Below are 10,719 nucleotides of genomic sequence, written 5' to 3'. Positions count from 1 at the left end.
CAGGTAGCGGTTCTCGGCGGCCTGGCGGCTGGCGACACCCGTGGGCCGGGCGAGGTCGGTCCAGGTGGCGCCGGCCTCCCGGGCGCTCTCCACCAGGCCGGCTTCCCAGCCGGCGAGCTGGCCGCGCAGTTCGCGCAGCAGGACGATTGCGGCCAGGGCCTGTTCGGGGCCTTCCTGCTCGCCAGGGGCGGTCGGGGGCTGGGAGGCGGGGTTCTGGGCGGTGCGGACGGCGTCGTCGATGGCGGCCAGCGCCGCCGCGGCCGCCAGGAATGAGGCGGGCCCGACCGGCGGAGGGGCGTCGGGGGCGGCTCTGCGGGACTTCTCGCTCATGAAGTCACTCTATAGGCGACACGGCAAGTTGTCATCGGATGGATGACGCGCTAGAAAGGAGTCAGGTGAAGCGCACTGGCACCCATTCGATCCATGGAGGTGTTTCGCAATGCTGCTGCGCACTGACCCGTTCCGCGAGCTGGACCGGCTGACCCAGCAGTTCCTCAACACGACCGGCACCTGGTCGCGTCCGACGCCGATGCCGCTGGACGCCTACCGGGCCGGTGACGAGTACGTGATCTGCTTCGACCTGCCGGGGGTGGACCCGGACGCGATCGACATCGACGTCGAGCGGAACATGGTCACCGTCAAGGCCGAACGCCGCCCGCGCCAGGAAGGCGAGAGCATCAAGTGGGAGCTGTCCGAGCGCCCGCTCGGCGTGTTCTCCCGCCAGGTCATGCTCTCCGACACCCTCGACCCCGCCGGGATCACCGCCGACTACGACGCCGGCGTGCTGACCCTGAAGATCCCGGTCGCCGAGAAGGCCAAGCCCCGCAAGGTCGCGATCAGCCACAGCGGAAGCCGCAAGCAGATCCAGGCCTGACCCGTTCCCCGACGCCGTTCCGGCCTCCCCGATCTCTCCCCCCTCGATCGACAGGGGCGGCCGGAACACCCCCCGACCGCCGGGCCGGCCTACCCGCAGCGACGCACAAACGCCATGACCGGCCAGAGCAACCAGCCCTTCATCGTGCGGGCGCACGGCGAGATCGACCTCGACGCCGCACCCTCGCTGCGCCGTGCTCTGGCCACCGCGCTCGGGTCACACCGGGAGGTGGTGCTGGATCTGTCAGAGGTGACGTTCATGGACTGCGCGGGTCTGGGCGCCCTGGTCCGGGCCCGCAACCAGGCCGACCGGTGCGGTGCCCGCATGGTCCTGCGCGGGGCCGGCCGCTGTGTGGTGCGGCTGCTCAAGCTGACCGGTCTGCACCGGCACCTGGCCGTCGAGCCTTGAGGTCGCCCGGGCGCGCCGGGCCTTGGGACGGAGGGAGAACCGCGATGACGCTTCGATGGGAGGCGTTCCTGGCGGAGGTCCGGGAGCGCGGTGAGTACGACACCCCGCAGGAGGCCGAGCGGGCCGCCCGGGTGGTCCTGGCCCTGCTCGGCGCCCATCTGGTCGGCGACGCGCGGGCCGAACTGGCCACCCGACTGCCCGAGACCATGGCCCTGATCCTGCTCAACCCGCTGCAGGCCGCCGAGCCCCTCACCCCCGAGCGCTTCGTGCGCGCGACCGCGGCCTGGATCGAGGGCGCCACCGAGGCCACGGCCCTGTGGGACATCGGCGCCGTCCTGTCCACGGTGGCCGACGCCGCCGGCGACGACATCCTGGACCAGATCCTGCTCCAGCTGCCACCCGGCTACGACCTGCTGTTCGGCCACCCGACCGCAGGGACACGACCCTGACCCTGACCACCCTTCACACGCCCGCGGCCCGCCGGCGGCCAGCCCCAGGAAGGCCCCACGGTCATGACCCGCTACCACCACTTCCTCCAGCAGGTCCGCAACCTCGGCCGCTACCCCACCGACGAGGAAGCCGAACGCGTCCTTGACGCCGTCCTGGCCCTCCTCGGCTCCCAACTCACCGGCGACGAGCGCTGCGACCTCGCCGCAGCCCTGCCCGAACGGGCCCGCGCCGTCCTCGCCGCCCAGATCCCCCTCCCATCGCCCGTCACCGGCCCCGCATTCGTCGAAAGCCTCGCCCACACCCTGGGCACCAGCCTCACCGCCGCCCGCTGGGACGCCTCCTCCGTCCTGGCCGCCTTCACCACCCTCACCGACGACAACCTCACCGACCGCCTCCTCACCCACCTACCCCGCGGCTACGCCCTGCTGTTCGGCCGCGCGGACCTGGCCGCCGTCGCCTGAAACAGCGGGAGCGCTCCGCGCTGCCCGGGCAAGCACCCAACCGCACACCGGATGAGGCGAGGCGACCGATGGACAGACCCCAGCGCTACGCGGTCACCCTGCCCGGCCCGCCCGCAAGGCACGGGCCGCCCGAGGTCGTCGTCGTCCACCTCACCGGTGCGTACACCGCTGCCGGAGAACCGGTGTACGCGGATGAGACGGGCGCATTCCGGGCGGCGATCGAAGGAGAGGCAGCCCGGCCGCTCACCGCGTTGCCGGGGCCCGGCCGCCATGCCTGCCTTCACGCCGTGCCACTGCCCTGACCGGATGCTCGCGGCCCTCGGCCGCTACAGCGTCACCGCCTCCACCCCGGCCGCTGACGCCCTGCGCCCGCTGCGTGACCCGGACGTGGCCGGGCTCGGCCTGGATGAAGACGACCAGATGTAGGGCGCGCAAGCTAACTGGTGATGGCCGGTCCGGGCTGGATCTCATTCTGCTGGGATTGGGCGACGGGGAACGTCACGCCGGTGAGGTCTTCGGAGACGGCCCACAGCCGTTGCTGGACGGCTCTCTCGTACGACTGCGCACTGGAGGCGGCAGCTGAGGGTCCAAGGGCGTCCCTGTCCCTGAGATCGCGAAGAAACTGACCATCAAGACCGGGACGAACGCAGGCAAGTCGACGTCGGTCGCCTCCCTGTACCGGGCACTCGCGGAAGCCGAGGCCACCGCGGCCGACGACGGTCTGCCACTGCGACCCGGGCCCGTACGCATCCGGCGGCCCGATGGCTCGCTCACCCCCGAGGAGATCGACCTCCGCGAACGGCTCCAGGACCAGCCCCACCCGAACGCCGAGCTGCGGTAGTCGTGCCCACGACCTGCCCCGAACCCGTGATCACCGCCTTAGCGTTAACCGCTGTATCGGAGTCGTACGCCCTCTCGCGGCGTGAGCCCTGTGGCCTGCACTCGTACCTCAAGTTCTGCGGGTAGATGCCAGCCTTCGACGGTCGGCGCCATGTAGAGCCTGGCTTTGAGGCCGATCAGCAACTGGCGGCGGTGTTCCTGGTCGGCCTGGGTCCAGGCGTCGGCGAAGGTCTGGCCGGTTTCGACGTCGATCCACGCGGCGGGGCGTTGCGGAAGGGCGGCGAGGCGTCGGCGTTCGTCGACGAAAACCTCGAGGGCTTCGGCGTACTCGTCGTCGCCACCTGGGTAGTCGAATAGGCCGCGACGCTTCTCCTCCCGAAGGTCCTTCATGGCCTGGGCGACGTGGTTCAGCTGTTCGGTGTGGTCCTCTCCAGGGACGAACCTGCGCACCGTCATGGCCAGGCCGCCGAGGCGCACCACCAGTGCCGCGACCGCGGCGGTGACCCGCTCTCCCTTGACGGACTGCCCCTTGCACGCCGGTTTCCCGGTCTTTCGCGCGCATCGGTAGTACTCGTAGATCCGACCGTTCCGGGCGTGGTTCTCCTGCCGGTAGAGCCGGTCGCCACACCGATCGCAGTGCACCACGCCCAGCCACGGCGCCGCCCCGTTCGCACGCTCTCGGGTCACGGACCGCTCGTCCATCGCGGCCTGGATCGCCGCCCACTCCTCGTCGGTGAAGAGCGGCTTGGCCATCCGGATCGGCAGACCCTTCGCGTCACGGGCGAGCTTGCGGGCCTTAACGGAGCGGCCGATCAGCTTGAGGCCCATCGTGGCCGGGGAGCGGAGGATCTTGCCGACGCTGGAGGCGTTCCAATGGTTCGACGGCGGTGTCTTGCGCTTGCTCGAGTACGTCTCGCCCTGGTGCTTGAACACGTGGGTGGCGGGGGTGTCGAAACCGGCCGCTTCCAGGGCCGTGGCGATCATCCACTGGCTCTGGCCTTCCAGGAGCAGCTTTCCCATGTACCGCACGGCCTCGGATGTGACCGGGTCCGGCTCCAGCGTGCGGCCGCCGCCAGGCCGGTCGACGATCCGGTACCCGTACGGCGGCTGACCCCCGGCCCAGCGGTCCGTCTTCCGAAGGTGCTTGTGCGCCGCCGAGACGCGGGCCTTGATCCGCTTGAGCTCCATCTCCGCGAAGATCGAGGCCAGCATCAGGAACACCTTCGCCAGCTCGTTCCCGAACGACGACTCGCGGCCCTTTCGGTAGTCCAAGGTGATCCCGTCGTCGGTGAACACCAGGACCTTGTGGTTCTCCTCCGCCCAATGCGCCACGTCCGCGCAGTCCTTCGCCGACCGGAACGCCCGATCCACCTTCGCCCACACCAACGCGTCCCACTCGCCCTGCCGATCGGTGAGCCACGGCCCCAGATCCGGACGCTTCCACGGCGTGACCTCCGCCGAGACGTCCAGATCCTCGAACGACCCGACGATCTCCCACTGCTTCGCGAGCGCGTGCCGCGCCGCCGACTCCGCCTGCACCAGGTGCGACACCTTCCCGCCCTGCCCGTGCGTGTCCGACACACGCGAACCAACCACCGCCCGAACCGGCACCACAGTCGTCATACTGCCCACGGGTAGCCCCCTACCGCCAAGGCCAGCAGACGTGCACGAACCACCCCCACTCGAACGGGTGGACTCTTTTGGAAAACGCGTCGTTCCGCTGGCGCATCGACTACCAGATGGCCACCCCGGGCCTGGCCGCCATGGCCGCCGAGGCCCACGTCGAACGCGCCGCCACCCACCTCGAGCGCTGGTCCGACCACGCACCGGTCACCGTGGCCTACGACCGCAAGGTCTGACCCGGGGCGAGGCCGGCCCGGCCCGGCCAGCAGCTCGCAGGGGTTCCTCCCACGGTCGGCCGGACATACGTGAGGAGCACCGCGGCGGTCCGCACCGGTGCTCCTCGATCCCGGCTCGCCCGGGCGGCTCGGGGCGGGCCGAGGCAGACACCGAGCGCACCGTCCACACCACCAACCGCGAGGCCCAGCGGATCAGGGCGGAGGCCGACATCCTCACCGCCGAGGCCCTTCAGCAGATCCGTGAGGCCGAGGCCAGGGCCGCCGAGGTGCGCGCCGAGCAGGAACGTCGCGAGCAGGCCGAGGCTGACCGCCGCCGCGGAAGGGTCCGCACTGCGTGGCGCCGAGGCCAGGAGCAGGTCCCCGCGGTTCTGCGAACGACCGTGCTGGCCGCGGGAACCGCCTACATCGCCCAGGGCGAGCACCGGCTCGCAGCGATGGCCTGGGCCAACAGCCCGCCCGCCTGGGTACTCGCCGCTGCCCGCAGCGGCGAGGCCGACGAGCCGACGCCCGAGCGCACCGTTGACCCCGCGTAGCCGATGACTGCGCCGCGTGGCCCGGCGTCAGGGAGTGGGAGTGGGCTCGGCCGTGCGGGGTTCCGCCCTCGCGGGCTCGGCGGTGGTCGTGGCGGGCTTGCGGAAGAAGAAGTAGAGGGTGGGGGCGAGGTAGAGGAACCAGACGGTCAGCTGGATGACGGTGGGGTCGGGCTGGAAGTTGAAGACGCCCTTGAGGAGGGTGCCGTACCAGCTGGTCTTGGGGATGGTCGAGCTGATGTCGAAGGCGAGGTCGGCCAGGCCCGGGATGTGGCCGGCCTCTTGCAGGTCGTGGATGCCGTAGGCGAGCACGCCCGCGGCGACGACGACGAGCATCGCACCGGTCCGGGTGAAGAACTTGGCGAGGTTGATCCTGAGTGCGCCGCGGTAGAACAGCCAGCCGAGGACCACGGAGGTGAGCAGGCCGAGGATCGCGCCGATGAGGGGGCTCCAGCCGTTGCCGGTGGCCTGGACGGCGGTCCAGATGAACAGGGAGGTCTCCAGTCCCTCGCGGCCGACGGCCATGAAGGAGGTGACGACGAGGGCGGCGGTGCCCATGGCGAGGGCGGCGTCGAGTCTGCCCTGGAGTTCGCTCCTCAGGTGGCGGGCGGTGCGGCGCATCCAGAAGACCATCCAGGTGACCAGGCCGACGGACAGCACGGACAGGGTTCCGCCGAGGGTCTCCTGGGCTCCGAAGGAGAGGGCGGAGGAGCCGAACTGCAGGAGCGCACCGAAGGCCATGGACAGAGCGACGGCGGTCGCCACGCCGATCCACACCGGGAGGAGGCGGTCCTTGCGGCCGGTCTTGACGAGGTAGGCGATGAGGATGCAGACGACGAGGCTGGCTTCGAGACCTTCGCGCAGGCCGATCAGGTAGTTGCCGAACACGACGGTTTTCTCCGGGGGGGTGGGGGCGGTGGTGGGGGCGGTGTCGGTGCGGTCGGCCGAAGAGGGCCTGGCCCCACCATTCGGCCGGAGCCGGCCTCGCCGCCGGCGGCTGTTACTTGACGACGACAGCGACGGCCAGCTTGGACAGCAGCTCCCCGAGGGCGTCGACCGCGCCGGAGAACGTCTTGCGCTCCGGCTCGGTCACCTTGTCGTACGAGGTGTAGGTCCCGTCCGCCTGGCGGTACTTCGCCAGCAGGGCCTGGATCGACTCGAACTGGCCGTCCAAGGCCTCGGCGAGGGCGGCGTCGTTCTCGGATGCGACCGGCTTCAGGAGCTCGTAGGCCTGGCGGGCGCCTTCGACGTTGGCGGCGAAGTCGAACAGGTCGGTGTGGGAGTAGCGGTCCTCCTCACCGGTGACCTTGTTCTTGGAGACCTCGTCCAGCAGCTCCTTGGCACCGTTGGCCATGCCGGTGACGGTGATCTCGGCCTGCGGGACACGCTTCTGCCAGTCCTTCAGGTCGGCCACCAGGCGGGTGGCGAGCTGCTTCTCCGCATCGCCGATCCTGCCGTCGGCCCAGAGGGACTTCTCGATCCGGTGCCAGCCGGTCCACTCCTGGCCGGCTTCCAGGGCGTCCTCGCGGGTGTCGGTCTTCGGGTCGATGTCGCCGAAACTCTCGGCGACCGGCTCGGTGCGCTCCCAGCCGACCCGTGAGGCGGCGAACAGCGACTTGGCCTTCTCGAGGTCGCCGGCGTTCACCGCGGCGGCGAACTGCTCCACCACTGGGATGGTCGCGTCCGCCTGCTCCTGGGCGTACTTGCGGTAGTCGGCCACGGCCTGGTCGAGTCGCGCGTCGGACTTGGCGGGTGCGGCACCGGCGCCCGTGGTGGCGGTGACCTTCTGGCGGATTCCGTCACCGGCCATGCCGGGCTTGCAGGCGACCTCGTAACTGCCGGCCTTGATCTCCGCGTTGATGGTGGCCCTGGTCCCGGGGCCGATGTTCTCCCGCTCGGTGATGATCTTGTCGCCCTCGCCGTAGACGTAGACCTCGGTGGCCTTCGATCCCTTGTTCCGGACCGCGATCTCGACGTGGCCGGCCGGGAAGGTGGTCCTGGAGAGCTCGCAGCTGCTGTCACCCGCGGTCACCTGCACCGGGCCGCCGCCGTCGGCGGACGTGCCGGATCCGTCGGACTTCTTCGAGCAGCCGACGAGTGCGGCACCCGCCACGGCGAGGACGAGGAGGGTCGCGGCAGCGGACCGGTGGCGTGCGGGCATGGCGAACTCCGGACGGGACGAGGGAATGTGGGCGGGGGTCGGGTGCACAAACCCCCACAAGGGCAGGCATGCCTTACTAAGGCATGCCTAATCTGTCTACATTGATGTCGTCAGCCGCTCTGCCGGCGCCTTCTCGGGCATCCGACGAGCCGGGGTCCGCAACAGGGCGGCACCGAGGAGCAGCCAGGCCGTGGCGAGCAGCCAGCCGGCGATGACGTCGAGCGGCCAGTGCACGCCGAGGTAGACACGGGTGGCGCCGATGACAGCGGCGAAGGCCGCGGCGAGCACCGTGGCGGCCCGGCGTGCGCCGGGCCGGGTGCGGGCGACGGCGAGGGCGAGCAGTCCGGCACAGGTGGCGGCGGTGAAGGCGTGGCCGGAGGGGAAGGCGAATCCGGAGGGGGTGAACGCCCAGTCCGCGGCGGGCGGGCGCGGCCTTCCGAGGCCGTGCATCAGGGCCTGCCTCAGCAGTTGGCCCGCCACCAGCCAGAGCACGGGAGCGAGCAGCAGTGCGGCGGCGGCCCGTCCGGAGCGGTGGGGTCGGTGAGCGCGGACGAGGACGACGCCGGCGGCGAGCGCGATCAGGTACGGGAAGGCGCCGGTGCCGAGCGAGGTGACGGCCTCGGCGGCGGTGACCGCGGCGGACGGCCGATGGACGACCGCCCGGTCGACGGCCGCCCGCTCGAAGCCCAGGGGCGCCCAGTGGTTCGCGTCGAGCACCACGGCGATGCCGGCGAACGCCACGGCGCAGGCCGCGATCCAGGGCGCCGGCTGCCGTGCGGTCATACGGTCAGCCATCGGCGCAGCCGCCCTTCGCGGGCCCGTTCCACCAGGGATGCGGCGCGGCCGGCGAGCAGGCCGAGGCCGTACCCGGCGGCGAGGCCGACCGCCGCGCCGAGGGCGACGTCGTGCGGGTAGTGGACGCCGACCAACACCCGCGAGACCCCCATCGCGAGCGCGAGCAGCAGGGCGAGCCCGCCGAGCCGGCGATCGACCTGCCACAGCACGGCGGCTGCGGCGAAGACGATGACGGTGTGGTTGCTGGGCAGCGACCAGTCCCCGGCGGCGGGGCACGCTTCGAGGGTGCGCCCGGCGTCCAGCACCTGGCACGGGCGGGGCTCGCGCAGCACGGACTTGAGGAGGGTGTCGGCGGCGAACGCCACAACGACCACCAGCGGCGCGGCGAGCGCCCGGGCGACCGCCGTGCTGTCGGTACGCCGGGCGCGCCACCAGCCGAGGAGCATCAGCACGGCGGCCAGGGCCAGGCCGTAGGCGGAGAACGCGGCGACGGCGTGCTGCACCGGCACCGGGAGGTGCTGGGCCCACCGGTCGATGCGCTGGTACAGGCCGCCGTCGATCGGGCGGCCGTCGAGCGCGAGCCTGGTCGTGGGGCCGCTCAACGGGCCTTCGCCTGTCGACGGGAGCGCAGCATCTCCAGGACCAGCGGCAGCAGCGACACCACGACCACGACGGCGACGATCGGCAGCAGGTAGTGGTCGACGTTCGGGATCGAGGAGCCGAGCGCGTACCCGGCCATGACCAGGCCGACCGTCCACGCCAGCCCGCCCACCACCTGCCACAGGGTGAAGGTGCGGACCTTGACGCCGAGCGCACCGGCCAGCGGGTTGAGCACGGTGCGCACGACCGGGACGAAGCGGGCGAGGACGATGGCCTTGCCGTGGCCGTAGCGGGTGAGGATCTCCTCGGCGCGCTCCGCGCCGTCGTGCAGGTGTCTGTTGCGGGAGCGGGCGAGCAGGGCGGGGCCGCCGCGGCGTCCGATCAGGTATCCGGTCTGCGCGCCGGCGAGGGCGCCGACCACGGCGGCCGCGAGGACCTGGCCGAGGTTCAGGTGGGGGCCACTGTGGGCGCCGGTGGTGCACAGCAGGCCGGCGGTGAACAGCAGCGAGTCGCCGGGGAGGAAGAAGCCGACGAGCAGTCCGGTCTCCGCGAACATGATCACAGCGATGCCCAGCGCGCCGAACGCGGCCAGCAGTGAGCCGGCGTCCAGTGGGTTGACGGCCAGCAGGGCCGAGGAGGTGAGCATCGTTCGGTGCCTTTCCGAGTGGAGCTGCCGGCCGACGGCATCGTGTCCGAACAGTCATGTCCAGCATGGCCGAGCGGCGCTGAAGGGTTCCTGAAGACCTGAAGGTGTCTTCAGGAACCACTCGCGATGGCCCTGCCCGAGGTGGGGCGGCTAGGCCGTGTCTGACAATTCCCGCCGGGCGCGCGACGCCGAGCATCCCGGCTGGACGCACCGGCGAATCCCCCAAGTACGACCCAGTACGAGGGCGCTTCGCCGGCACGCCCAGCCGGGCGCCCGACGCCGCGCGCTGATCCGACGCGAATTGTCAGACACGGCCTAGTGGACCGCGCCCGCGTTCGGGGCGAGCGCCCCGGCGGTGACCAGGCCGATGATCAGGACTCCCAGCAGGATGCGGTAGATCACGAACGGCAAGAAGCTGTGGTGGGAGATGTACTTCAGGAACCAGGCGATGGCCGCGTAGCCGACCGCGAAGGCGATCAGCGTGGCGAGGATCGTCGGTCCCCAGGCGGGCGCCGGGCCCTCGCCTATCTTGAAGAGCTCCAGGATGCCGGACGCCAGGACGGCGGGGACGGCGAGGAGAAAGGAGTAGCGGGCGGCGGCCTCGCGGCTGTAGCCGAGGAAGAGGCCGGCGCTGATCGTGCCGCCCGAACGGGAGACGCCCGGGATCAGCGCCAGCGACTGGGCCGCGCCGTAGACCAGTGCGTGCGGGAAGGTCAGCGAGTCGATCCCGCGGGCGCCGCGGATCGCGCGTGTGCGGTCCGCCACTGCCAGGATCACGCCGAAGAGGATCAGTGTGGTGCCGATGATCCGCAGGTCGCGCAGCTGGGTCTCGATCGTGGTCTGGAACAGCTTCCCGAGGATCGCGATCGGGAGCGTGCCGACGATCACGAACCAGCCCATCCGGGCGTTCCGGTCGCGGCGCAGCGCCGGCGTCCACAGGGAGCGGATCCAGGTGGAGACGATCGCGGCGATGTCCCGGCGGAAGTAGATCAGGACCGCGGACTCGGTGCCGAGCTGGGTGACCGCGGTGAAGGCGGCACCGGGGTCGTCCCAGCCCAGCAGTGCGGAGAAGACCCGCAGGTGGGCGCTGGAGGA

Annotated in this window: 13 protein-coding genes and 3 pseudogenes; 7 read left to right on the top strand and 9 right to left on the bottom strand. The window is 71.3% G+C overall.

The annotated features are described in order from the left end of the window. A pseudogene (locus tag AA75_RS52130) lies at nt 1–330 on the bottom strand (type III effector protein); the annotation flags it as partial. Nucleotides 331–439: 109 nt separating this feature from the next. Here AA75_RS52130 and AA75_RS19605 point away from each other — a divergent pair. From AA75_RS19605 to AA75_RS47685, 5 genes are all read left to right on the top strand, one after another. After that, nucleotides 440–874 carry an Hsp20/alpha crystallin family protein gene (locus tag AA75_RS19605; RefSeq protein ID WP_033821416.1) on the top strand — a complete coding sequence of 145 codons (435 nt, stop codon included), beginning with the start codon at nt 440–442 and terminating at the stop codon, nt 872–874. Nucleotides 875–988: 114 nt separating this feature from the next. After that, complete coding sequence (locus AA75_RS19600) at nt 989–1,282, top strand: STAS domain-containing protein (protein ID WP_033821415.1); 294 nt, start codon at nt 989–991, stop codon at nt 1,280–1,282. A gap of 44 nt (nt 1,283–1,326) precedes the next feature. Further along, nucleotides 1,327–1,731, top strand: a complete 405-nt coding sequence (locus tag AA75_RS19595) for a DUF2267 domain-containing protein (RefSeq protein ID WP_033821414.1) — start codon at nt 1,327–1,329, stop codon at nt 1,729–1,731. A 63-nt stretch (nt 1,732–1,794) separates the two neighbouring features. Continuing rightward, on the top strand, nt 1,795–2,193 hold the full coding sequence (locus AA75_RS19590; protein ID WP_033821413.1) for a DUF2267 domain-containing protein: 399 nt from the start codon (nt 1,795–1,797) through the stop codon (nt 2,191–2,193). Nucleotides 2,194–2,261: 68 nt separating this feature from the next. Beyond that, complete coding sequence (locus AA75_RS47685; RefSeq protein ID WP_149038252.1) at nt 2,262–2,495, top strand: DUF6296 family protein; 234 nt, start codon at nt 2,262–2,264, stop codon at nt 2,493–2,495. A gap of 134 nt (nt 2,496–2,629) precedes the next feature. Here AA75_RS47685 and AA75_RS52125 read toward each other — a convergent pair. Together AA75_RS52125 and AA75_RS19580 are read right to left on the bottom strand one after the other, a co-directional pair. Continuing rightward, a pseudogene (locus AA75_RS52125) lies at nt 2,630–2,764 on the bottom strand (short-chain dehydrogenase); the annotation flags it as partial. Nucleotides 2,765–3,078: 314 nt separating this feature from the next. Next, a complete protein-coding gene (locus AA75_RS19580) occupies nt 3,079–4,656 on the bottom strand; it encodes a recombinase family protein (protein WP_149038251.1) in 1,578 nt (525 codons plus the stop codon). A gap of 98 nt (nt 4,657–4,754) precedes the next feature. Here AA75_RS19580 and AA75_RS47675 point away from each other — a divergent pair. Both AA75_RS47675 and AA75_RS49530 read left to right on the top strand, forming a co-directional pair. Then, nucleotides 4,755–4,892, top strand: a pseudogene (locus AA75_RS47675) (exodeoxyribonuclease III); the annotation flags it as partial. 380 nt (nt 4,893–5,272) lie between these two features. Then, a complete protein-coding gene (locus AA75_RS49530) occupies nt 5,273–5,425 on the top strand; it encodes a hypothetical protein (RefSeq protein ID WP_158515534.1) in 153 nt (50 codons plus the stop codon). A 27-nt stretch (nt 5,426–5,452) separates the two neighbouring features. On the opposite strand, the gene efeU is transcribed toward AA75_RS49530, so the two are convergent. The 6 genes from efeU to uppP form a co-directional block, all read right to left on the bottom strand. Continuing rightward, a complete protein-coding gene (gene efeU / locus AA75_RS19575; protein WP_082526660.1) occupies nt 5,453–6,310 on the bottom strand; it encodes an iron uptake transporter permease EfeU in 858 nt (285 codons plus the stop codon). 112 nt (nt 6,311–6,422) lie between these two features. After that, nucleotides 6,423–7,583, bottom strand: coding sequence for an iron uptake system protein EfeO (gene efeO / locus AA75_RS19570; RefSeq protein ID WP_033821410.1), 1,161 nt, complete (start codon nt 7,581–7,583; stop codon nt 6,423–6,425). Between the two features lie 96 nt (nt 7,584–7,679). Beyond that, the gene (locus tag AA75_RS19565) at nt 7,680–8,366 is read right to left on the bottom strand and encodes a phosphatase PAP2 family protein (RefSeq protein WP_051812813.1); all 687 of its coding nucleotides are present in this window, start codon (nt 8,364–8,366) and stop codon (nt 7,680–7,682) included. Then, nucleotides 8,363–8,980 (bottom strand): phosphatase PAP2 family protein, encoded by a 618-nt coding sequence (locus AA75_RS19560; RefSeq protein WP_033821409.1) that lies wholly within the window; start codon nt 8,978–8,980, stop codon nt 8,363–8,365. Before AA75_RS19560 ends, AA75_RS19565 begins: the two co-directional genes overlap by 4 nt. Next, entirely contained in the window at nt 8,977–9,624 is a 648-nt protein-coding gene (locus AA75_RS19555) for a DedA family protein (protein WP_033821408.1), read from the bottom strand. Before AA75_RS19555 ends, AA75_RS19560 begins: the two co-directional genes overlap by 4 nt. Before the next feature lie 315 nt (nt 9,625–9,939). Next, a partial coding sequence (gene uppP / locus AA75_RS19550; RefSeq protein WP_033821407.1) for an undecaprenyl-diphosphatase UppP occupies nt 9,940–10,719 on the bottom strand: 780 nt, incomplete at its 5' end.

This window comes from Kitasatospora sp. MBT63, from assembly GCF_000710465.2.
Classification (GTDB): domain Bacteria; phylum Actinomycetota; class Actinomycetes; order Streptomycetales; family Streptomycetaceae; genus Kitasatospora.
This window is presented reverse-complemented; position numbering and strand designations above follow the sequence as displayed.